At 60.9% G+C, this 21,576-nt stretch carries 20 protein-coding genes; 12 read left to right on the forward strand and 8 right to left on the reverse strand.

Translation table 11 applies throughout. From position 1 onward, the window contains the following. The first annotated feature begins 562 nt into the window (after window positions 1–562). On the forward strand, window positions 563–2,248 hold the full coding sequence (locus VOM14_RS27180) for a tannase/feruloyl esterase family alpha/beta hydrolase (RefSeq protein WP_327631827.1): 1,686 nt from the start codon (window positions 563–565) through the stop codon (window positions 2,246–2,248). Window positions 2,249–2,455: 207 nt separating this feature from the next. Here the strand turns inward: VOM14_RS27180 and VOM14_RS27185 are convergent, their stop codons facing one another. Beyond that, a complete protein-coding gene (locus VOM14_RS27185; RefSeq protein WP_327631828.1) occupies window positions 2,456–3,898 on the reverse strand; it encodes an aldehyde dehydrogenase family protein in 1,443 nt (480 codons plus the stop codon). Between the two features lie 33 nt (window positions 3,899–3,931). Continuing rightward, entirely contained in the window at window positions 3,932–5,116 is a 1,185-nt protein-coding gene (locus VOM14_RS27190; protein WP_327631829.1) for a fumarylacetoacetate hydrolase family protein, read from the reverse strand. 144 nt (window positions 5,117–5,260) lie between these two features. Between VOM14_RS27190 and VOM14_RS27195 the strand changes: the two genes are divergently transcribed. Then, complete coding sequence (locus VOM14_RS27195) at window positions 5,261–6,025, forward strand: IclR family transcriptional regulator (RefSeq protein WP_327631830.1); 765 nt, start codon at window positions 5,261–5,263, stop codon at window positions 6,023–6,025. 380 nt (window positions 6,026–6,405) lie between these two features. On the opposite strand, the gene VOM14_RS27200 is transcribed toward VOM14_RS27195, so the two are convergent. Further along, on the reverse strand, window positions 6,406–6,888 hold the full coding sequence (locus VOM14_RS27200; RefSeq protein WP_327631831.1) for a nucleoside deaminase: 483 nt from the start codon (window positions 6,886–6,888) through the stop codon (window positions 6,406–6,408). 64 nt (window positions 6,889–6,952) lie between these two features. Further along, window positions 6,953–7,906, reverse strand: a complete 954-nt coding sequence (locus VOM14_RS27205) for a hypothetical protein (RefSeq protein WP_327631832.1) — start codon at window positions 7,904–7,906, stop codon at window positions 6,953–6,955. 634 nt (window positions 7,907–8,540) lie between these two features. Here VOM14_RS27205 and VOM14_RS27210 point away from each other — a divergent pair. Genes VOM14_RS27210 through VOM14_RS27220 form a run of 3 tightly spaced genes read left to right on the forward strand, consistent with a single transcriptional unit; the run spans window position 8,541 to window position 13,167 of the window. After that, window positions 8,541–11,357 carry a xanthine dehydrogenase family protein molybdopterin-binding subunit gene (locus VOM14_RS27210; protein ID WP_327631833.1) on the forward strand — a complete coding sequence of 939 codons (2,817 nt, stop codon included), beginning with the start codon at window positions 8,541–8,543 and terminating at the stop codon, window positions 11,355–11,357. Continuing rightward, entirely contained in the window at window positions 11,354–11,926 is a 573-nt protein-coding gene (locus VOM14_RS27215) for a (2Fe-2S)-binding protein (protein ID WP_327631834.1), read from the forward strand. Before VOM14_RS27210 ends, VOM14_RS27215 begins: the two co-directional genes overlap by 4 nt. Then, a complete protein-coding gene (locus tag VOM14_RS27220; protein WP_327631852.1) occupies window positions 11,926–13,167 on the forward strand; it encodes a c-type cytochrome in 1,242 nt (413 codons plus the stop codon). The genes VOM14_RS27215 and VOM14_RS27220 overlap by 1 nt, the downstream gene beginning before the upstream one ends. Window positions 13,168–13,572: 405 nt before the next feature. Here the strand turns inward: VOM14_RS27220 and VOM14_RS27225 are convergent, their stop codons facing one another. Continuing rightward, complete coding sequence (locus VOM14_RS27225; protein ID WP_327631835.1) at window positions 13,573–14,028, reverse strand: hypothetical protein; 456 nt, start codon at window positions 14,026–14,028, stop codon at window positions 13,573–13,575. On the opposite strand from VOM14_RS27225, the gene VOM14_RS31505 reads away from it, so the two are divergent. Then, window positions 13,916–14,245, forward strand: coding sequence for a DUF6232 family protein (locus tag VOM14_RS31505; protein WP_442955589.1), 330 nt, complete (start codon window positions 13,916–13,918; stop codon window positions 14,243–14,245). The two genes, VOM14_RS27225 and VOM14_RS31505, sit on opposite strands and share 113 nt — an antisense overlap. A gap of 3 nt (window positions 14,246–14,248) precedes the next feature. Here VOM14_RS31505 and VOM14_RS27230 read toward each other — a convergent pair whose 3' ends face one another. Next, window positions 14,249–14,548: a hypothetical protein gene (locus VOM14_RS27230; protein ID WP_327631836.1), complete on the reverse strand. Its 300-nt coding sequence runs from the start codon at window positions 14,546–14,548 to the stop codon at window positions 14,249–14,251. Between the two features lie 258 nt (window positions 14,549–14,806). Between VOM14_RS27230 and VOM14_RS27235 the strand changes: the two genes are divergently transcribed. After that, window positions 14,807–15,370 (forward strand): hypothetical protein, encoded by a 564-nt coding sequence (locus VOM14_RS27235; protein ID WP_327631837.1) that lies wholly within the window; start codon window positions 14,807–14,809, stop codon window positions 15,368–15,370. Between the two features lie 31 nt (window positions 15,371–15,401). Here VOM14_RS27235 and VOM14_RS27240 read toward each other — a convergent pair whose 3' ends face one another. After that, complete coding sequence (locus VOM14_RS27240) at window positions 15,402–15,968, reverse strand: Uma2 family endonuclease (protein ID WP_327631838.1); 567 nt, start codon at window positions 15,966–15,968, stop codon at window positions 15,402–15,404. Between the two features lie 338 nt (window positions 15,969–16,306). On the opposite strand from VOM14_RS27240, the gene VOM14_RS27245 reads away from it, so the two are divergent. Next, window positions 16,307–16,516, forward strand: coding sequence for a hypothetical protein (locus VOM14_RS27245; RefSeq protein WP_327631839.1), 210 nt, complete (start codon window positions 16,307–16,309; stop codon window positions 16,514–16,516). A 65-nt stretch (window positions 16,517–16,581) separates the two neighbouring features. Here the strand turns inward: VOM14_RS27245 and cls are convergent, their stop codons facing one another. Then, complete coding sequence (gene cls / locus VOM14_RS27250) at window positions 16,582–17,844, reverse strand: cardiolipin synthase (protein WP_327631840.1); 1,263 nt, start codon at window positions 17,842–17,844, stop codon at window positions 16,582–16,584. A gap of 364 nt (window positions 17,845–18,208) precedes the next feature. Between cls and VOM14_RS27255 the strand changes: the two genes are divergently transcribed. Genes VOM14_RS27255 through VOM14_RS27270 form a run of 4 tightly spaced genes read left to right on the forward strand, consistent with a single transcriptional unit; the run spans window position 18,209 to window position 21,572 of the window. Continuing rightward, complete coding sequence (locus tag VOM14_RS27255) at window positions 18,209–18,811, forward strand: amino acid synthesis family protein (protein WP_327631853.1); 603 nt, start codon at window positions 18,209–18,211, stop codon at window positions 18,809–18,811. After that, window positions 18,780–19,598 (forward strand): alpha/beta fold hydrolase, encoded by an 819-nt coding sequence (locus tag VOM14_RS27260; protein ID WP_327631841.1) that lies wholly within the window; start codon window positions 18,780–18,782, stop codon window positions 19,596–19,598. The genes VOM14_RS27255 and VOM14_RS27260 overlap by 32 nt, the downstream gene beginning before the upstream one ends. Window position 19,599: 1 nt before the next feature. Continuing rightward, a complete protein-coding gene (locus tag VOM14_RS27265) occupies window positions 19,600–20,523 on the forward strand; it encodes a flavin reductase (protein ID WP_327631842.1) in 924 nt (307 codons plus the stop codon). Between the two features lie 11 nt (window positions 20,524–20,534). Continuing rightward, the gene (locus VOM14_RS27270; RefSeq protein ID WP_327631843.1) at window positions 20,535–21,572 is read left to right on the forward strand and encodes an LLM class flavin-dependent oxidoreductase; all 1,038 of its coding nucleotides are present in this window, start codon (window positions 20,535–20,537) and stop codon (window positions 21,570–21,572) included. Window positions 21,573–21,576: the final 4 nt, after the last annotated feature.

Consider the following 21,576-nt stretch of genomic DNA (forward strand, 5'->3'; position numbering starts at 1 on the left):
GAGTAGGGAACTGGCGTCCTGAAGAGGCCGCACACACGACATCGCACGACCGGGTTGCCTGATGAAGGCAACCCGCGTCGAACGGTACGCGCCTCAGACGCACGTCAAGCGCCTCGCTTGTCGTATCCGACCGTGGGGTAAACCGCTAGCGATTTAATGCAGCCAACTGCTTGTCGCGCGAACGCCGGTTGCACTATGATGCACATTCGCGAATGTGCATCGCCGAGAGCCCCGACAGTCAACGATGCATAAATCATCGCGCTGCTCGCAGATCTGTTCCCGCCAAACCTTTATTTCCCGACCGGCCGGTACTTTTTGCCAGCTCCTGTTTTGGATACCGAATAAAAACCGTCTCTTTCCGATTCTGGTTGTCGTCTGACAACGCATAACATAGGAGAACTGAGAAATGGTACATGGGAGCGAAACCGGACAAAGGAGCGTGTGGTCCGTCCTTTGTTTGCTGCTAGGCAGCTTGCTGGCTTTGTGTATTTCCGGCTGTGGCGGTCATGACGACATTTCGCCATCAGCACAGCAATCTGTACTACTAAGCTGTGACGACAGCATGAAAACCGCTTTTAAACCGGACGCGAACACAACGGTTGTTTTTGTCAAACAGTTCAAGGCCGGCGCGCCTTATGCGCTCGCTAACACGCCCGCATCACCGGCTCCGGCCGTCGCAGCGACCGACGTGTGCCTCGTGAAGCTCGTCGTCGGACCGGGCAATCCTGGAGCGGCTGGTGCGCCGTCTACTTCCGCAGGAATTGGCATCGAGGTCTGGCTGCCGGCGGCTTCCGCATGGAACAACATCGTCCGGGCGACGGGCAGCGGCGGTTGGGCGGGCGGCGCGGATTCCGATCCGACTCAGGTCGCAACGAAGTCTCTGTATCTGGCGGCGGTGAATAAAGGGTATGTCGTTAGCGCGTCCGATCACGGCCACGTCATTTTGAACAACGGATCGTTCGCCATGAACCCGGACGGCACGATCAACACGGTTCTGTGGCAGGACTTCGCGGAGCGGAGCATGCACGAAATGGCGGTGAAGACCAAAGCGCTGGTCAAAGCCTATTACGGTCGCCCACAGACCTATGCCTATTGGGACGGCTTTTCCACCGGAGGACGGCAGGGGTTCAAGATCGCGCAGAAGTACCCGACGGATTTCGACGGCATTCTCGCGGGGTCGCCAGCTTTCAACTGGAGCAAGTTCATCACCGCCGAACTCTATCCGCAGATCGCAATGCAGCAGTCGCTTGGGGCGCCTATCGCGGCGGCGAAACTCGCTTTCGTTAGTGGCGCGGCCGTCAAGTCATGCGATACGGTGGGCCTCGGATATCTGCTCAATCCAATGCAATGCAGCTACGATCCGACGAAAGATGTCAACGTACTTTGCGCAGGAGTGGCCGGCAATGGCGTAACCGGGGCCAGCACTAACAGCGCATGTCTGACGGCAACCGAGACACATGTCGCCAATCAGATCTGGTACGGACAGACGACTGATGGCAGCGTGCCTGACCCGGCGGTCGATAACGGCAATGCCGCCACTCTCGCAGCCAACCAGCTATGGTACGGGCTGACACGCGGCACGAGTCTCTCCTTGTCACTCGCGGGCGCCACGCCGTTTGGCATCGCAACGGATCAAGTCGCACTGGAGTTGCAAAGTTCCGCCTATGCACAGGCCTCGTTTGTCAACGCGACCGGTAATGGCGCGAACAAATGGAAGCAACTCGGATATGGCGACCTCGCCAATGCATACGCACAAGGTATTGCGTTGCAGACATCGTTTAGCAACATCAACACCGACAACCCTGATTTGAGTACCTTCCACGCAGCGGGCGGCAAGATCCTCACTTATCACGGACTCGCGGACGACAAGATTTTCCCGGAAGGATCGATCAACTATTTCGAGCGCGTTGCTGCGCAGATGGGTGGCGCTGCGTCCGTGCAGTCGTTCTACCGTCTGTTCCTGATCCCGGGACTCGCGCACGACAGCAGCTTCGCAACTAGCGCTTCGATCGATCCCACTACCAACGCACAGATCAGCACGGCGAAAATGCCGTTGCCGCAGCCTGCGGCTGGCCCGGATGAAATGTTCCAGGCCCTGCGCAACTGGGTTGAAAAGGGGCAGGCACCGTCTCAGATTCAGGTGAGTTCCGCGGACGGAAGTGCATCGCGGTCACTTTGCCTGTATCCGCAAACAGCACATTACGTCGGTGGTGCTATCACTTCTTCGGCAAGCTACTCCTGCCAATAAACCGTCAGGTTGTTCACGGGCTCTCCCACATTCGTGTCGGAGAGCCTGTTTTTGTGCGCGATCCGCGGGGGACACGCCGTTGGCTTTCTGGCTTTGCTGGCAAACAAGAGGGCAGATGAGCCCAAGGTTCTTTCAATCGAGACTGAAATCCAAAGGCTTCGCAGTGCACGTTATTCAGGATGCCTTAAGGCGAGCAATCACGCTTGCTCAAACCGACCCCGCAGAGACGTAAGCGGTTTTGACCGCCGTATAGAACTCACGCGCATAAGTCCCTTGTTCCCTCGGACCATAGCTCGATCCTTTACGGCCACCGAACGGAACGTGGTAGTCCACACCGGCCGTGGGCGTATTGACCATCACCATGCCGGCCTGTACATGTCGCTTGAAATGGCTCGCGTGTGCAAGGGAGGTGGTGCAGATTCCTGCGGAGAGGCCGAACGGCGAGTCGTTGGCCACCGCAAGCGCCTCCTCGTAATCTGCAACCTTGATCACCGACGCGACTGGACCGAACACTTCTTCCCGATTGATCGTCATCGACGGCGTGGTGTTGGTCACCAACGCCGGCGTCAGAAAAAATCCCTCTGTTGCCAGCTGAACGCGCTCTCCACCAAATACCGAGCCGCCTTCGGAGCGCGCCAACTCGATGTAGCGCTCGTCCTGCGCGAGCTGCGTGGCGTCGACAACCGGTCCGATCTGGGTGGATGCATCCAGCGGATTGCCGATCTTGAGACTTCGAAGTCGCGCTTGCATCGCCGCGACAAAGCGGTCGTGAATGCCGCTTGTCACAATCAGACGGCTGGACGCGGTGCAACGTTGGCCAGTCGAGTAGAACGCCCCGTTGATACAGGCCTCGACCGCAACGTCCAGATCGGCGTCGTCAAGAACGACCATCGGGTTCTTGCCGCCCATCTCGAGCTGAAACTTCTTCCCGCGTGCGACGCACTTCGCTGCAATCGACTGACCTGTGCCCACCGATCCGGTGAAGCTGATCGCGTCCACATCCGATGACTGCACCAGTGTTTCGCCGACGATCGAGCCAGGTCCCATGACGAGATTGATCACACCAGCCGGCGCGCCGGCTTCGGCGATGATCTTGACGAGTTCCCACACGCTGCCCGGCACAAGGTCCGCAGGCTTGATGACGACGCAGTTTCCGTAGGCCAGCGCGGGCGCGATTTTCCATGCGGGAATGGCAATCGGGAAATTCCACGGCGTAATCAAACCGATCACGCCGAGCGGCTCCCGTGTGACCTCGACGGTCAATCCCGGCCTGACCGACGGCACGATCTCGCCGCCGATACGCAGCGCCTCGCCCGCGAAGAACTTGAAGATCTGGCCAGCCCGACCTACTTCTCCCACTGCTTCGGCGAGCGTTTTCCCTTCTTCGCGCGCGAGGAGGGCGCCTAGCTCGTTTTTGCGCGCAAGGATGGTGCTGCCGACCTGATCCAGCAAGTCGAAACGCTGTTGCGGTGTGCTGAGCGACCAGGTGCGAAAAGCGGTGCGCGCGGACGCGATCGCTTTCTGTGTTTGTTCCGCGCTTGCCCGTGCAAAATCGCCGATCACGTCGCTGACGTCGGAAGGGTTCACATTGGGTGACGAGTCGCTGCCGTCGACCCATTCGCCGTCAATAAAATTCTTGAACTGTGTCATCGTAAATTCGCCGGTAAGTGGAAGCGTTGCAGATCAGCCGAGATTCAGAAGGGAGCGCGCGGCGAGGTTCGCGTACAGTGCGCGCACGCCGAAGGTCCACGGGGCAATCTCGGTTGAAAGCCGGACCGTGTTGACGAGCGCGCCGAGCGGAGGAGCGCTGATCGTCACGCGGTCGCCGAGATGGTGAGTGAATCCGCCGCCCGGCGCGTCTCGGTCTTTGATCGGGGAAAACATCGTGCCGAGGAACAACATGAAGCCGTCAGGGTATTGATGATGCTTGCCCCACGTCTGACTGACCAGATCGAGCGGATCGCGGCTGATCTCCCGCATATGGCTGATGCCCTCCAGCAGGAAGCCGTCGTCGGCCCCTTCGACGCGCAGCGAAACACTCGTTTCGCGAACCGTATCGAGCGTGAAGTGTTCGTCGAACAGACGGATGAACGGACCAATGGCGCACGAGCCATTGTTGTCCTTGCATTTGCCGAGCAGCAGCGCGGAGCGGCCTTCGATGTCGCGCAGATTGACGTCATTGCCCAATGTGGCGCCTACCACTTCGCCATTGCTGTTCACCGCAAGGACGATTTCCGGTTCCGGGTTGTTCCATTTCGAAGCGGCGAGCAAGCCGATGTCCGCGCTGAGTCCTACTGCGGACATGGGCTGTGACTTCGAAAATACTTCGGCATCCGTACCAATTCCGACTTCCATGTATTGCGACCACGCACCGCGGCGCTGGAGTTCTTCCTTCAGCTTGATCGCGGCGTCCGAACCGGGTTTGATCTTCGAGAGGTCGGTGCCGATCAGCCGCGTAATCGCGGCGCGCACTTCCTCGGCTTTGGTCGGGTCGCCACCTGCCTGTTCTTCAATGACGCGCTCAAGAAGACTCACGGCGAACGTCACGCCGCATGCTTTGATAGCCTGCAAATCGCACGGCGCCAGCAGGTAAGGTTGCCGTTCCTCACGATGGGAGCCGAGCGTGGACTCGATCAGATCGCCAACGTGGCCCAGAGATTCGCCGGCAGCTTCGCGGGCGAGTTTGGCCAGGTCGCGCCGGTCAAAAAGATCGGACACGGTCGGCGCGGTTCGTGAAATATCGAATACCTCGCCGTCGCGGACAACCACGACGCACGGTCCCGATCCGTTTGTCGTTTGACGCCAGACGCGGCCGACAAGCAGAGCATGGTCGAGATCGCCGGGCAGGTAGCTGGAAAATGAGGTCATGGACAGAGCCTGAACACGTGGAAGATGCTGACAATCGTAGAGCGGAACATCGGTCCGTGTCCAACAGGGTGCCGCGCTTTCCAATATACTGGACAACCCACTTTTCAAGCCGCGCCTTTCGGCCCAGGGCGCGACATTTACGCAATGGCTGACGAAAACGACGTACCCGCACTGCGGCGAACCCATGATCTACTCGACGTGCTATCCCGCGCGTCGCAGCCAGTGAAAGCGTCGGCGCTCGTCGAAATGACGGGCACGTCGCGCAGTACGCTCTATCTGCTGCTTGACGCGCTGGAGCGACGCAAGTGGATTGAAAAGCGCGCGGACGGCTACATGATTGGCGTCACCCTCTTCGAATTCGGCAATGCCTACGTACGGCACGACCGATTGTTGCCCACCTTTCGCAGAGAAGCGGCGGCCTTTGTGTTGCGGCATAACGAGGTGGTGCAACTGGCCGTGCTGGATGAGGCGCAGGTCGTTTATATCGCACGAGAAGACGCTCCGCGTCCGGTTCGGCTGGTGTCCGACCTCGGTTCACGCTTGCCCGCGCATTGCTGTGCATTGGGAAAGGCGCTGCTTGCCGGTCTCGGCGACGAGGCCGTGACGGCGCTGCTCCCGCCCAGACTGGAAGCGTTCACGGAAAACACGCTGACGCGGCGCGCCGATTTGTTGGAAGAACTGGCGTCAGTCCGAAAAACCGGGCTCGCCATCGAGCGTGAAGAGGCGGTCAGTGGTCTCGTGTGCTTCGCCGCATTCGTCGGCGTCACGCCTCTCGGAAGAAGAGTTGCCGTCAGTTCCAGTGTTCCGATTGGGCGTCTTAGCACAAGGCAGGAAAAGCAGATCGCGGTTTCCGTCGTGGCAATGGCCGATCGTATCGGACGCGTGCTTTACGACAAGCCGAGCGGTTGACGCTTTGACGGCAGCGCACCGCGCGCGCGTTATCCGCGCTTATGCCGCGCTGGAATGTCACATGCCCTGATTTCGTTTGCGCGGCTGTTCCGTTTCACGCATTGTTCCAACATGACATGTGAGAGACGGCAATGCACAAAGATCGACGGCTACGTTCGAGATCGGGAACAGATTTAGGCCACGGGCTTCACGGTACTGGGTCGCGGTTGCCGCCCGACCGACAGTCTGGCACGTGTCTCCATTCACGCTACCGATGAACCCATCCAGTTTGATGGCGTGAAAGTCGCATCGGGCGACCTGGAATGCGCGATTGCCGCACGGCCCAGCATGCTTTTTTGCTCATGCCAGGAGGCGCACGGCGCCCCTGGCACGACAACGTATCAGTAGGGCACCCGGTCGGCTTTGTCTTTGTATTTCTTCCAGACCTCGACGGCTTCCTCGCGCATGAATTGCTCGCTCGGAATAGAACGCTCCTCCATCGGTTTTTTCATTTCGCCGTAAATCATGGTGTCGTCGAAGTCGCCGTATTCGAGCGCGTCCGCATTCGTCGAAGCGTAGTAGATGTGTTTGATCCCGGCCCAATAGGATGCCGCCATGCACATCGGACACGGTTCCGCGCTCGTGTACAGAATCGCGTTGGGCAGTTTGAAGCTGCCCGCGGCCTTGCATGCTTTGCGAATCGCTTCCATTTCGCCATGCCAGGTCGGGTCGTTTTCCGCCACCACGCGGTTGGCGCCTTCAGCAATGATTTTGCCGTCCTGCACGATGACCGTGCCGAATACGCCGCCGGCGCCGTCGATCATGGAGGTCTTTTCCGACAGCTCGATTGCCCGCCTCATGAACTTCTTGTCGTCGTCATTCATAGCTTGCCCCTCAGAGTTTGCGGCGGCAGCGGCCATGGACGTTGCCGCCGGCGTTGGGCGCCCATCACGCTCGAAACATAAGCATGAATATCGCCAATTCGATAACGTATAGCGCGACCATCGTGCCGATGCCACGCGCTTCGCGCTGCCAGTGCCGGGCGGTCACGGGTGTCAGCCACCAGCCCATGAAATAAACGGCGACTTTCATCAGCGGCCACGAGACCACAGAAACGCTGATCGCATTGCCAATGAACGTCGCGATGGTCACGTGCAGGCCAGCAAGCAAAGGGCTGAGGAATTTGATCTCCAGCATCACCACCGGAAAAAGCACGAGCAGAACGAGCGCCGTCTGTTTCCAGGCAGGTGGCCGTGAATCCCCGGTGTCAGGGAACCAGCCCGCGAACGGGCTTTGCATTCGATAGCTCTTCCAGCTTGCGACATCCGGTTGTACTCGTTCGAGCAACTGCTTGCGATCGGACGAGCCGAGCCATGCATCGAGCTGTGTGGGATTGGAGAACCGGACGAGCGTAGTCCAGTACTGCATCTCTTCGGAAACGGGCGCCTGAACCAGCGTTCCCATGTAGCCGGGGAACATCGACTGGCTTTCCTGAATGGTTTCCGCCCACTCCCGAAATACGGTCTCCTTTCCGGGTTCCACGGCCGTCATGATGACTTCCGTCACACAGGACAACGGGTCTAGGGCGTGCAGGGTCTCGTCGTCAGATTCGGCTCCGTCAGGATTTCGCATCGGAGCAAGCTCGGCGATCAGTTGCCTGCGCACTGAAGAAGTTCGCCAGAGATCGAGGGCGTCAGGCGAGCGAAACCGCTGGATGATTCGCCAGTCGGACGATCCCGCGAAGGCTGGCGCGATGTCGAGTGCGAGGAACCCGCTGACCTGAGCAGCCGCGCTTGTGAATTTCGATTGCCAGGCCGCGAATGATTGGCCCACGCCCACGCCTTCGCGCAAGCTGATATTCGTTGTGATCGCGGTTGCCGGCGGGCGAGTCGAGTCGTTCATTGTGCTCCACCCAGTCTGTTGATACGCGGTAGTGCATCTTCGGCATTCTTTATCGACTGATAGAACAGCGAATGCTTTGCTTTCAGAAAGGAGCACGGAAAGCTCTCACACGCATGGCTGCAATTCGTCAGATCTTCTCATGTGCGCGAAGCTTAAGCATTGACCAGTTTAGGGAGAAAAAAACCGTATTAGCAAGGAGAACTGAAGCCTTTAGCGACGCACTTTCACCGATTGACTTGCAGTAATACATCGTCGCCATGCTTCGGCCTGGTCAAGTGACTCTCGCGCCTATTCTGGCACCTGGCGGATTAAGGCGAATCGATCATTCGCACAACGTGGTAGTGAATGGATACGCGACCCATTTCAAGATGAGGATGCTGGTCGGTTGAGTTATGCTTCCGCGCCTGGCGCAAATGGCCTCGCCAATCGGCGGCCGAATACGCCAGAACTGTGGGGTTACTACCGGCTTGTCGGGGGATGGGCTCACAGCTAGTCTCGTTGAACTTCCCGACCCACTAAACGGCTCCTGAGCGGCGACTGGCGCGTGTTGAGTTCAACATCGACACGAGTCAGGATGCCTCGAGTCCGACGGGCCGCCAGCATCCCCGGTGACTGGAAACTTGAGGAGAAAGACATGGGGAAATTCGGCCTGTCCCGGCGCGTCTTTCTGAAGGCGAGTGCGCTCGCCGGTGTATCGGTATTCGTGGCGCCGCTCGGAAGCCGCGCATTTGCCGCGCTGTTCGAAGAACAAATTTTGACGCCCGTGCCATGGCTCGGGAAAAACGGTGACGTGAAATTCCGCATTGACGGCGTCGCGAAAGTGACGGGCATGAAGGTGTTCGCGCGCGACATCCGCGCATCGGACATGCCTCATTGGCCGAAGACGCAGTCCCACGCGATGATTCTGCGCACGACGCTCGCGGACCGCACCTACGAGGGCTTCGATCTCTCGATGCTCGACGCCGCCGGTCTCGCGCCGGATCGCATCGTCACAGCCGACGATCTCGCGCGCGACAACCTCGCATTTCCCGCTTTCTACGGCGACGACATGCTGCTGCCTGCCGGCAAGACGCCGGCGTATCTCGGGCAAGCGGTCACGATCCTCATTTATCACGACTTCGTGCGTTTTCGTTTTGCGAAGGACAAGCTGCAATTCCGCGAGGACGTGATCCGCTACGGCGCGGTGACGGGGCCGCTCGAGCGAGATCCGTGGGCGGCGTTTCGCTTCGTGCGCGTCGGCGGCAAGACACCTTACGACGACGACACGTTCTCGAGTCTCAAGGACACGCCGCTCTTCCCGCACATGATGAAAAAGCGCGAGCCGGTCTGGGCCGACTCGAATGAAGGCGGCAAACTCGACGAGCAGGGCGCGTTCCACGCGCAGCAGATCGCGGACGCACTCGCGCATCCATCGGAAGAGTGGCTTGTTGTCGAACGTCGATATCGCACGCAGTCGGTCGATACCGCCGCGCTCGAACCGGACAACGCGAACTGCTGGTACGACGCGACGGCGCAAGCGCTGCATATGGTCGTCCCGACGCAAGGTCCGACCGAAGTGACGGAGAGCGTCGTCGAGATGACGTCGAAATCGCATTTCCCGGTAAAGAAGCTGTTCCTGCATCCGTGCTACACGGTCGGCTACGGCTCGAAGGATCACTACAACATTCCGTTCTACGGGCTCGTCGCGGCGCTGTACGGCGACGGCCGTCCGGTGCGTCTCGCCAACGATCGCTTCGAGCAGTTTCAGACCTCGCTCAAGCGCCACGCGTTCGACATGCGCTATCGCATGGCCATCGAAAGAAAGACGGGTCTCATCCAGGCATTCAAGGCCGATTTCGAAGCGAATGGCGGCGGACGCTGCAACTTCTCGCCTTCGGTCGCGATGGTCGGCGCCACGGCTGCGCAATCGATCTATTACATCCCGCAGAGCGATCTGACTTCCGTCGCCACCGCCTCGCGCGCGATCGATGCCGGCTCGGCGCGTGGCTACGGCACGCTGCAAAGCATGGCCGCGACCGAAATGATGATCGACGATATCGCCGCGCAACTCGGCATGGACCCGATCGATCTGCGTCTGAAGAACGTCTTTCGCACCGGCATGAAGAACACGCAGGGCGCGATTCCCGCAGGCGTAATGCGCGCCGAGGAAGTGCTGCGGAAGGCGCAGGCGCTTCCGCTGTGGGCAGAACGCGCGAAACGAAAAACCGCCTACGAGGCGGCACATCCGGGCAAACGCTACGGCGTCGGCTTCTCGTGCACGCAGAAGGATTTCGGCACGGGCGCGGAAAGCGCATTCGCCCAGGTCGAAGTGAGCACGGACGGCCGCGTTTCGCTGTCGCACTCGGGCGCGGAAATCGGCACGGGGACCTCGACGTCGCAGGCGCTCGCGGTCGCGAAGTGGCTGGGCAAGCCGGCCGTGGATGTGCGGATGTTGATCACGGACTGGGCCGATCTGCCGGTCGTGTCGAGCGGCGATCCCTACACCATGCTCCAGGCCGAGCAGGATCGCTTGAGCGCGAATCCGCGCTGGTCGCCGACGCGCGCCTCGCCCGTGAGCGCGTCGAACTCGGCTTACTACTTCACGCACGCCACGCAGGAGGCGGCGCGAGTCGTATTCCGCCAGGGTCTCTGGCCGGCAGCGATGGCGCTGTGGGGGCAGGGCATCGGTGGCGGTCAGGCGGCGGCGTTCGTCGTGCGCATCGAGGATGCACGCTGGGTCGACGGCAAGCTCTCCGCAGGCGGCATGGCGGCACTCCCGTTCGAACAGCTCGCGAAGAAGGCGCATGAACTCGGACTCGTCACCGGCGCGACGGTGCACACGTTCAACCGCTGGCAGTGGAGCGAGGCGCTCTTCGATTTCGCGGGAGGCACGCAACGTCTGCCCATCGACGGTCTCTCGCTGCGTTACGGCGAAGGCAAGGGCGACGGGCTCACGCCCAACGGCTACACCGTGCTCGATCGCAAGACGGTGTTCATTCCGCCCGTGAGCCGCAACAAGGCCGGCGTCACGTATTACAGCGCGGTCGGCACACTCGTCGAACTCGCGGTGAGCGAGAGCAGCGGCCAGGTCGAACTGCTCTCGCATCACTCGATCATGGAGTGCGGCAACCAGATCGCGCCGCAGCTCGTCTCGGGGCAACTGCAAGGCGGCGTCGCGATGGGCATCGGCCACGCGCTGCACGAGCAACTGCCGCTCTATGAAGACGGTCCGGGCAACGGCACCTGGAACTTCAATCGCTATCACCTGCCGCTCGCGAGCGACGTCGCCGTGTGGACTCAGACCGGCGAAGTCCTGCCGCCGCTCACCGACACCGATCCGCCGAAGGGCATCGCCGAGGTGGTGATGATTCCGGTGGTCGGCGCCATCGTCAACGCGATCGCGCATGCGATCGGACATCGCTTCACCGATCTGCCGGTGACGCCGCAAAACATTCAGGAGGTGCTCGCATGACGGCCATTTCTTCCGCCGCGGGCCTCGACATGCGCTCGCTTTCCATGACCGTGAACGGCAACAAGGTGGGTCCAATGGACGCGCCCGCCGGCTTGCCGATGATCGACTTCCTGCACGAATACCTGGGTCTCACAGGTTCGCGCCTGGGCTGCGGACAGGGCATCTGCCACGCATGCGTCGTGATCGTCGACAAGGCCGACGGCACGAGCGAAGAAGTGCGCACCTGCATTAACGGCGCGCATTTCTTCGACGGCAAGACCGTGCGGACCATCGAAGGACACGCGAAACGTAACGAGCAGGGCGACGTGGTGGACCTCTCGCCGGTGCAGCGAAAGTTTCTCGAACACTTCAGCTTCCAGTGCGGCTATTGCACGCCGGGCTTCGTCAACGCGACGACCGTGCTGCTCGAGAAACTCAAGCGCAACCCGGTCGAGAAGCACCGGATCGAGGCGATCATCATGGACGCGCTGAACGATCACATCTGCCGCTGCACGGGCTACGTGCGTTATTACGAGGCCGTGAAGGATCTCGTGCTCACCACGCCCGGACTCGTGAAGGACGCAGCATGATGCCATCGATAACGACTCGTTACGTGGCTCCGGTCGCGTTCGCGGCTGCCGCTGCGTTTTCGCTGGCCGGCTGCGGTGAGCAGCGCGCCAGCGCCGCGCCGATGACAAGCTCGCCCGAGCAGATCGCGCGCGGCCGCTATCTGACGAGGGCCGCCGATTGCGCCGCATGCCACACCGTACCGAACGGCGCGCCGTTCGCGGGCGGCGTCAAGCTCGAATCGCCCTACGGCGCGTTTTACGGCACGAACATCACACCCGATCCGAAGCATGGCATCGGCACATGGAGCGCCGACGAGTTTTACGCTGCGCTGCATGATGGCGTGACACCGAACCACAAGCTCTATCCCGCGATGCCGTACACGTCGTACCGGCAGATGACGCGCGAGGACAGCGACGCGATCTATGCCTACCTGAGGTCGGTGAAGCCGGCACCCGTGCCGAATATTCCGGCCGATCTCAAGTTCCCGTACAACATGCGCTTTACGGTGCGGTTCTGGGACATGCTGCTCCTGAAGAATACGTTGCCCGATGCATCGTCAGGACAATCCGCCGACTGGAGGCGCGGACGTTATCTCGCCAACGCGCTCGGCCATTGCGCGGAATGTCACACGCCGCGCGGCGCATTGGGCCAGATGCAGGACACGAAGGCGCTTCAGGGCGGCACGCTCGGACGCATCGGCGGCCCGGACATCACGCCGGCCGCGCTGGCGGCGCGTGGCTGGACGGGTGAGGATCTCCAGGTATTTTTCGGGAAGGGAATAGCGAAGCAAGGCTCTGCGTTCGGCGAGATGCATCCGGTGGTCTACCTGAGCACGCAGCATCTCGACGGCGGCGATCTGCGCGCACTCGCCACGTACCTGCTCGGCGACGCGCCGCCCGCGCCGGCGCCGCTCGCCGCGATAAAGGCCGGCGATGCGGCACAACTCGCCGCGGGCCGCAATCTGTATCTCGACTCGTGCGCGGGCTGTCATGGCTTCGATGGGCAGGGCAAGCCACATGTCGCGGTGCCGTTGAACGGCAACTCGACACTGCGTCAGGCCGACCCGCGCAATCTGGTCGTATCGATGCTCGACGGCCTCGCGGCACAACCGTTCACGGGCATGGAGCGCATGCAGGCCATGCCGGGTTATTCCGGCACTTATGGCGACCAGCAGATTGCGCAGCTCGCCAACTATCTGCGCGTGACCTGGGGCGGCCAGCGCGCCGACGTCACGGCGGACGGGGTGAAGGCGCTGCGGTGAGGCGGCGCAAGCCGTCGTGCGAGCATCGTCGTTCGTGATCGATGATTTGATTCGATGGCTCGCCAGGTGCGCCCGGTGGGAGCTTCTCAGAGCGAACGTCGGAGACACGCTTACCTTTACGAGGCGCGTAACGTGCAGCGGTGCGATCAGCTATTCGTGCGAAACGCACACAGAGATTGTCCGGCGACTGCATCAGCAAGCGGGGATCGAGGGCGGTAACGCGTAACGGAACAAGAAATGGACACCCGCTCGCCGCCCAGGTCACCTTCAGTCGGTCGAGTTCGCGCATGTTCAATGTGACCAGTGTCGCTGGATGCATGTCAGGCTCCGAGGTCCCACGTGGAATTGGCAAGCATACCGAGGTCAAAACACGACATTTCAGAACACGACATTTCAATAAAGCTACTACTGATCATGATGAACTTGATGCATTGGCGTTTGCTGGTTGCCGCGGCGGATGCGGGCTGTGTCTCGAAAGCCGCCGCGCAGGTCGGCATCACGCAAGAGTGAGGAATCCATGACCACGAAAAAGCACCACCACAAGCACAAGCGCACGCCGGCCCGCGACAGCAAGGGCAGATTCAAAAAGCGGAAATAGTCAGACCCGGCCCCAGCGCCGGGTTTTTTCTTGTTCGTGGCAGAATCGCGGGCTCCCAGATAAGAAAGGCCTCGCGGTGGAAGAAAAAAATATTTCGAAAAAGACGGTGTGCTGGTGACCAACGCAAGGGTGGTGATTAGCTCATTCACAGTGCCGCTTTCGTCGCTCGCGTCCGTTTTCATTGGAAACAGACCGCCCAAACGGCTCGCGCCGATATTGGTGCTTATTGCTGGAATTGCTGCCGCTATTGAGGTTTCCCGCACGCAAGATCTCGCAACCGCTTTCTCAACGCCGGTCTATTGGCTGGCGCTTGCTTGCGTCGCTCCGGGAGTCCTTTGGCTTTTTTTGCAGCGCGGAGAGTATGTGCTGGAGATTGAATCGGCGGGTGGGAAAACGCGCGCGATCCAAACGCGGGATCGCGGGTTCATTAAAGCCGTCGCTCAAGCGCTCGATCAAGCTGTGATCGAACGCCTTCCATAAGGGTCAGGCGACTGACTGCGGCCGCAGTAGTTCGAGTTGTGGCGTCGGCTCCGGCGCCGGCTGCTCGTTGATCAGCCGCAGCTCGCGCACCTTGCCGTCGACGGCGTGCAGGCGCGGCGCTAGTCGGCCAACGCCCATCTGTTGCAGGCGCAGGTTGTGTTCCATGTCGCGCAGTCGCAACAGCTCCGGAACCCACCAAGGAACCCGCTCGCGGCCGGAAAGCCAGTCGCGAACCGTGCGCTCGGTGCGACGCAGCTCGCGCGCGATGTGCTCGATTGGCTGGCCTTGCATGTAATACGCCATTTCTCTCGGGTTCCCGTAACGCTGGTTCGGTTGTTTCATTGGTCGTGTGGTTTTTCGTGGGGACGTAAAAAAAGCCGGAGCATTCTCCGGCTTTCTCGGTGCGACATTTCAATCTAGCCAGCGACTCAATCGGTGATAATTTATCTTATGTCAAATTGATTAAATGAAAACCACGCCAGCGACCTCAGCCTCCAACGTCTCATCTCCTCGCAAACAGAAGTTAAAATCGTGCATCAACCTCAGCAGAGAGATAAGCAGATGAAAGACGCGTTCGAACGCCGCGCCCTGTTGCTGCACTTCGCAGACGTACTGGAGGCGGTGAATTGGCTCATTCAAAACGATGACAGCCACAAGACCGTGCGCGAACTCGCCGCGACGAACGAACCGCTCGCGCGCTTTCCGCTGCTTGGACAGGTATCCGCGCACATGACATCGACGGAATTCGTGCGGTGCGCGACACGCGCCTTTGTGGAATGGCCGCGCGAATTGCTCGAGTTCGAGTTGGACCGCAAGCGTCTCGCTTCCACAGTCCAGCTCAATCTGTTTGCCCGCAACGCCGACGGATGGCGGGCGTACGTCGCCGGATTAACGGACGAAGTTTCGTGGTTTGGCGTCGGCCTGCCGTTGTTGAGCGCTGACGAAGATGTGCATGCCTCATCGACTGAAGCCGACGCCGGCTCGCCATCCGCGAACGAGAAGGAGGCCGAGGCCGCTGTCGCCAGCGAAGCTCCACACAACGGCGAGCAAATCGAGCAAGACCGCGAAAGCGTTGAAACCAGCGAACGGATCTATCCCACCTGGCCGTGGAAGTCCGGCGTGTAAGTCGCCGGTTCGGCACGCAGTGCAGTTAAGGTCAGACTAGGCCATTCTGCCAATGACCGCCGGAACCACAAGACGGAGTCCATTCGTCGAAGTACATGCGGTCCAGCGATAGCGTTATCCCGAATGCCGACGCTTGCAGCCGCCCGCGCGCGCCCCAGAATTGCAGCTCTCCATCCTGGGCAACGACAATGACCTCGCGAGCGCCGCCTTCGAGATATGCCGTCACCCTCGGCGCAATATCGTGCAGCGGATTGCGGTCGAGCAGCACTTCGACACATAAATCAGGGACAAACGGAACCGGGGCGTCGCGGTCGAACCGCTCCCATTTCTCCGGCGGCATCCACACGACGTCGGGTACGCGAATACCAAACGACGGCGTTGTTACGGCAACCGACATCGCGGCAACGTGCCCAATCTGTTCCGCGATCTGGCAATAGGCGTCGGTCAACACGATCTGGCGCCGCGCCGATGGATTGGGACGCTCAACCGCCTCGCCCTGCCCGTTCAGCTCGCAGGATTGTTCGAGGCCAGACGCCGCGCGTGTGTTGATCCGACACCATGTCACCACCAGGCTGTCCCGCTCAAGAAGAGTAGACACGACGATGAATCTCTCGTAGGGAAGTTGCGTAAGCGTAAACCCCTTTTTGGAATCTTTAACAATCGATAATCATCGATGCGGCGCACAATCGGGCGCGTAAATTGCATCGGCAACCGGCTCGATTTCCCACTTCGTGGGGCGCGAACAGGTGCGCCGGCCGCCGCGCAACCGGGCGATGCGACCCGCGTTAACGCGACTTCCTATTTGTTGTGCGATGCATCAAAATAGGGGAACCGAAGTCACATCAACCCGTCTTAACTTTGGGGCCACACACCGGACATGACGGCGCCATCAAAGGGGCCAGTTCAGGGCGCCCAGTCGCCCACAGGAGATTCGACATGAAACTAGACGCGACGACGTTCCGGCATCTACGCCGTCTCGCGCCGGTCATCGACGACATATTGAACGCAGGAGAGGTCGAGCACGCGGACCAGGCGGTCAGCCTTGCGATACTCGCGCAACTGTGCACGGAGCTATCCGACGCGTATCGCTGCGTCCATCCGCAAGAAACCGAGCAGGCTCGCCTCGACGCCCTCTTCTCGCGTTAACCACGTTAATCGCGTTAACCACGTTAGTCCCGTTAATCCGGTTAATCCCGTTAAGCCGGTGCGCGTCAAAGCTGCGGATCGAGCAGCGACACCACGCGATCCACCAGCTTCTCGACCCACGGACGCCGCTTCCAGTCTTCGAGCGTCACGCGTTTCGACTTCGCAAGGTCGTCGGCGAAAATCCGGGTCTGACGAGCCGCGAACGCCTCGTCGTACAGATTGAGATTCGCTTCGTCGTTGAGCTTGAACGAGCGCGAATCGAAATTCGTGGAACCGACCGACACCAGGTATTCGTCCACAATGAGCAGCTTGACGTGGAACATCGTCGGCTGATACTCGTGCATCTGCACGCCGGCTTCGAGCAAAGGCCTCCAGCACGCGCGCGACGCGTCTCGCACCGTGTGCGTGTCGATGTGCTTGCCGGGCGTGATGATCTGCACGACGACGCCGCGCTTCACCGCCTCGACGATCGCGTTGACGGTCAACTTGTCGGGCACGAAATAGGCGCTCGCGAGACGAATCGAGCGCGTGGCGGAAGTAATCGCCATCAGATACATCAGTTGCATGTCGTCGCTGCCGCCCGCCGGCGAGCTGCTGAACATGTGAGCGCGCCCTTCTCCTTCTTCAACCGGCTCGGGAAAATAGTCCGCGCCATGCAATACGTTGCCGGTTGCCCGAATCCAGTTGTCCATGAAAACCGCCTGCATATGGCCGACGACGGGGCCCGTCACGCGAAAATGCGTATCGCGCCAGTGCTTGTCGTCCTGAGCGTGCCCCGTCCATTCCTGCGCGATGCCCACTCCGCCCGTAAAGCCGATCCGCCCGTCGATCACGAGCAGCTTGCGGTGCGTGCGGTCGTTCATGCGACCCAGCCCGGTCCAGTGCGGCTTGTGGAACTGGACCACCTCCGCGCCGGCCTCCTTCAGCATGCGCAAATAGCGTTTGTCCATCTTCTGCGAGCCGACCCAGTCGAGCAGCACATGCACTGAGACGCCGGCCCGCGCCTTGCCCGACAGTGCGGTCGCGAACCGCTCGCCGATTGCGCCCGACCAGTAGATGAACGTTTCGAAGGTGATGGTTTTCCGCGCGCTCGTAATGCCTTCGAGCATCGCCGGAAAGATCTCGTCGCCGTTGATCAGTACCTCGAAACGGTTTCCGCAGACGACGGGCGGCCCGAGCAACAGCCCCATCGAGCGAAGGAACTGAGGATCGTGGCTGCCGTATAGGCGCTCGATTTTGTGCTCGATCTTCTTTTCGCCGGTCGACAGATTGGCGATCACGAGCACGACAACGAGCGTGACGACGGCTGTGAGCAGTATCGTCAGCATGCGCCGCGTTCAGCGGAGTCGAACCTGAGTGAGATGCCATTGCACGATCGTGCAGCGGCGCGCAAAGACGGGTGCATGTTCAGTCCGGGTTGTTCATTCATCGAGTGGCAATCGATGCTGAGCCGCAGCAAGCCGCATTCCCGCGATTTTCCCCGAGGCTTCGGCCCGCGGGCGGCTCTTTTCAGGCATCGATCGGGTCATCGGCGAACTCGGCACGCCGCCGCGAAGACATGCAATTTTCCCAACGTGGATGGGCCGTCCCGCGTGGGCCACGCGATTCGAATAGGGTTAACGCGGATGGTACGCCGTACTATGGCATACCAAAATGCTTCACATCATCAACGTGACCCTGGGACCTTGTGCAATGAGCCTGATTCGCAAATCCATCCTCCATGTCGAAAACGTCTTCGTGGATGGCGACAAAGCCGCGGCGAAGCCGCTGAAGATGATCGGCGCGGCGGCAATCATCAAGAACCCGTGGGCCGGGCGCGGCTATGTGGAAGACCTGTCGCCGGAAATTCGCGCGCTCGCGCCGCAACTCAGCGAGCACCTGACGAAGCTCATCCTCGATGAAGCCGGTTCGGGCGAAGCGATCGAAGCCTTCGGCAAGAGCGCCATCGTCGGGCTCGCCGGCGAGCTGGAGCATGCGTCCGCGCTGATCCACACGCTGCACTTCGGCAACACCTATCGCTCGGCGGTCGGCGCCAAGTCGTATCTGGCGTTCAACAACACGCGCGGCCCGGCGAATTCGCCGCTGCTGATTCCGATGATGGACAAGAACGACGAAGGCCGCCGTTCGCATTACCTGACGCTCCAGTTCGCGATCCCCGATGCACCGGCGGCCGACGAACTGGTGATCGCCATCGGCGGCGCGACCGGCGGCCGTCCGCATCACCGCATTGGCGATCGTTATAAAGATCTCGCAGAACTCGGAAATGATCTCAACAATCCTGCAGCTGTCAAATAATCGCGTCGCGCACTATCTGGAGCAGGGAACCGGCGAGCCGCTGGTCCTGATCCACGGCGTGGGCATGCAGGCACTGGCGTGGTATCCGCAAATCGACGACCTGTCGCCTGAGTTCCGGGTGATTTCCGTCGATATGCCGGGGCACGGCGCGAGCACCGCGCTGGACGCGAACGCCGGGCTCGCGCAGTTCGTGGCGTGGGCGATCGAATTCATCGAAGCGCTCGACGCAGGCCCGGTCAATCTCGCGGGTCATTCGATGGGTGCGTTGATCGCAGGAGGCGTCGCGGTCACGCGCCTCGATCTGGTCAAGCGCGTGGCGGCCCTGAACGGTGTCTATCGTCGAACGTCGCAGGCTCGCGATGCCGTGTTGCAACGCGCGGCCGAACTGCGCTCGGGCACCATCGACGTCGAGACGCCGCTCAAACGCTGGTTCAATGCCGAGGAAGCGCAGCGCAAGGCCGCGCGCAAGGTCGAGTCCTGGTTGAAATCGGTCGATCTCGCGGGTTACGCGACGGCTTACACGGCTTTCGCGAAAGGCGATGAAGTCTATGCCGACGGCTGGCAAACGATTGCCTGCCCTGCCCTCGTCCTGACCGGTTCCGACGATCCGAACTCGACGCCTGACATGGCCAGACAGATGGCGCAAGCGGCTTGCAACGGCCACGCCGTCGTGATCGACAACGAGCGCCACATGGTGAACCTGACCGCGCCCGAGCAGGTCAATCGGGCGCTGCGCGCCTGGTTGAACACGCAACCGCTGCCCGAAACCATGAAGCTGGAGGTGTGATATGAGCGAGGACACGGCCAAAATGAACATCCGCGAGTTGCGCGACGCATTCGGCGCCTTCATGACCGGCGTCACGATCGTGACCACGTCCACCGACGACGGCAAGCCGCTCGGCTTCACCGCGAACTCGTTCTCGTCCGTTTCGCTCGACCCCGCGTTGCTGCTGGTGAGCATCGCGAAGACGTCGGGCAACTATCAAACGTTTTCGACGACAGGACACTTCGCCATCAACATTCTCGCGGAAGGCCAGAAGGATTTGTCCAACACCTTCGCGCGGCCCAGCGACGATCGTTTCGCGCAGGTCGGCTGGCATCTGAGCGAGAACCGTAACCCGCTGATCGGCGACGTCAGCGCGTGGTTCGACTGCACCACGCACGCGGTGATCGACGCGGGCGACCACGCGCTCATCATCGGCAAGGTCGAGGCGTTCCACTCGGCGGGCTATGCGGGCCTCGGCTATTACCGCGGCGGCTATTTCACGCCCGCCAGGGTATCGGCCGAAGTGATCGCCGGGCCGAAGGTGATCGTGAGCGCGATCATCGCGCGTGACGACAAGGTGCTGCTCACCCGAACCGCGGACAACAAATGGAGTCTGCCTTCGAAGGAGATCGGCAAGGAAGGCGCCGACAAGGCGCTCGGCGAGATCTTCACGAAGTACCAGCCGGAGGCATCGGCGAGCTTCATCTACTCGGCGTACAACAACACCGAAACCCATTACCAGTACATTTCGTTTCTTTGCAGCGCGCCCGACGAGGCGGCCGTGTCGGGCGAATTCGTGAGCCTCGACGACATCGAGCCGGATGCGTTCCAGGACGGCGCGCTCGCCAGCATGCTTCAGCGCTACCGCAAGGAGAGCCAGTTGAAGAGCTACGGCATGTACTACGGCGACCACAGCAACGGCACGGTCCGCCCGCTTCTTTCCTGAAAGGTCTCACTATGCGTTTTTCGCTTTTCGTTCACATGGAGCGCGTCTCCGATCAGACCAGCCAGAAACAGCTCTACGAGGAGATGGTCGAACTGTGCCAGATCGCCGATCGCGGCGGCATGCACGCGGTCTGGACCGGCGAGCATCACGGCATGGATTTCACGATCGCGCCCAATCCGTTCCTTAACCTCGTGGACCTCGCGAACAAGACTGAACACGTCAGGCTCGGCACCGGCACGGTCATCGCGCCGTTCTGGCATCCGATCAAGCTGGCCGGCGAAGCCGCGATGACCGACATCATCACGGGCGGCCGCCTCGAACTCGGGATTGCGCGCGGCGCGTACTCGTTCGAATACGAACGTCTGATGCCCGGTCTCGATGCATGGGGCGCCGGCCAGAGAATGCGCGAACTCATTCCCGCCGTGAAAAAACTGTGGGAAGGCGATTACGCGCACGAAGGCGAGTTCTGGAAGTTCCCGTCGAGCACGTCGTCGCCGCTGCCGCTTCAGGAGCCGCATCCGCCGATCTGGGTGGCCGCGCGCGATCCGAACAGCCACGAATTCGCCGTGGCGAACGGCTGCAACGTGCAGGTCACGCCGCTGCACTTCGGCGACGAAGAGGTCGAGAAACTCGTCGGCCATTTCAACGCCGCCTGCGAGAAATTCAGCCACGTGCCGCGTCCGCAGATCATGCTGCTGCGCCACACCTACGTGGCCGGCAGCGAAGCCGACGCGCAGGTCGCGGCCGAGGAAGTGAACGTGTTCTACAACTACTTCGGCGCGTGGTTCAAGAACGAGCGTCCGGTCAGCCGCGGCATGATCAAGTCGTTGACCAAAGAAGAAATCGCCGCTCATCCGTTCTATACGCCGGACGCGATGCGCAGGAACAACGTGATCGGCACGCCGGATGAAGTGATCGCGCGTCTTAAGGCATACGAAGCACTCGGCTTCGACGAGTATTCCTTCTGGATCGATACCGGCATGAGCTTCGAACGCAAGAAGGCTTCTCTCGAACGAATGATCAACGACGTGATGCCCGCGTTCAAGTAAGGGA

This window comes from Paraburkholderia sp. MPAMCS5, assembly GCF_036016995.1.
In the GTDB taxonomy this organism is placed as follows: Bacteria; Pseudomonadota; Gammaproteobacteria; order Burkholderiales; family Burkholderiaceae; genus Paraburkholderia.

What these genes read in the sequence shown, in the direction of transcription:
- VOM14_RS27180 (WP_327631827.1), top strand. Translation starts at nt 563, where the DNA reads ATGAAAACCGCTTTTAAACCGGACGCGAACACAACGGTTGTTTTTGTC.
- VOM14_RS27185 (WP_327631828.1), bottom strand. Translation starts at nt 3,898, where the DNA reads ATGACACAGTTCAAGAATTTTATTGACGGCGAATGGGTCGACGGCAGC.
- VOM14_RS27190 (WP_327631829.1), bottom strand. Translation starts at nt 5,116, where the DNA reads ATGACCTCATTTTCCAGCTACCTGCCCGGCGATCTCGACCATGCTCTG.
- VOM14_RS27195 (WP_327631830.1), top strand. Translation starts at nt 5,261, where the DNA reads ATGGCTGACGAAAACGACGTACCCGCACTGCGGCGAACCCATGATCTA.
- VOM14_RS27200 (WP_327631831.1), bottom strand. Translation starts at nt 6,888, where the DNA reads ATGAATGACGACGACAAGAAGTTCATGAGGCGGGCAATCGAGCTGTCG.
- VOM14_RS27205 (WP_327631832.1), bottom strand. Translation starts at nt 7,906, where the DNA reads ATGAACGACTCGACTCGCCCGCCGGCAACCGCGATCACAACGAATATC.
- VOM14_RS27210 (WP_327631833.1), top strand. Translation starts at nt 8,541, where the DNA reads ATGGGGAAATTCGGCCTGTCCCGGCGCGTCTTTCTGAAGGCGAGTGCG.
- VOM14_RS27215 (WP_327631834.1), top strand. Translation starts at nt 11,354, where the DNA reads ATGACGGCCATTTCTTCCGCCGCGGGCCTCGACATGCGCTCGCTTTCC.
- VOM14_RS27220 (WP_327631852.1), top strand. Translation starts at nt 11,926, where the DNA reads ATGCCATCGATAACGACTCGTTACGTGGCTCCGGTCGCGTTCGCGGCT.
- VOM14_RS27230 (WP_327631836.1), bottom strand. Translation starts at nt 14,548, where the DNA reads ATGGCGTATTACATGCAAGGCCAGCCAATCGAGCACATCGCGCGCGAG.
- VOM14_RS27235 (WP_327631837.1), top strand. Translation starts at nt 14,807, where the DNA reads ATGAAAGACGCGTTCGAACGCCGCGCCCTGTTGCTGCACTTCGCAGAC.
- VOM14_RS27245 (WP_327631839.1), top strand. Translation starts at nt 16,307, where the DNA reads ATGAAACTAGACGCGACGACGTTCCGGCATCTACGCCGTCTCGCGCCG.
- cls (WP_327631840.1), bottom strand. Translation starts at nt 17,844, where the DNA reads ATGCTGACGATACTGCTCACAGCCGTCGTCACGCTCGTTGTCGTGCTC.
- VOM14_RS27255 (WP_327631853.1), top strand. Translation starts at nt 18,209, where the DNA reads ATGAGCCTGATTCGCAAATCCATCCTCCATGTCGAAAACGTCTTCGTG.
- VOM14_RS27260 (WP_327631841.1), top strand. Translation starts at nt 18,780, where the DNA reads ATGATCTCAACAATCCTGCAGCTGTCAAATAATCGCGTCGCGCACTAT.
- VOM14_RS27265 (WP_327631842.1), top strand. Translation starts at nt 19,600, where the DNA reads ATGAGCGAGGACACGGCCAAAATGAACATCCGCGAGTTGCGCGACGCA.
- VOM14_RS27270 (WP_327631843.1), top strand. Translation starts at nt 20,535, where the DNA reads ATGCGTTTTTCGCTTTTCGTTCACATGGAGCGCGTCTCCGATCAGACC.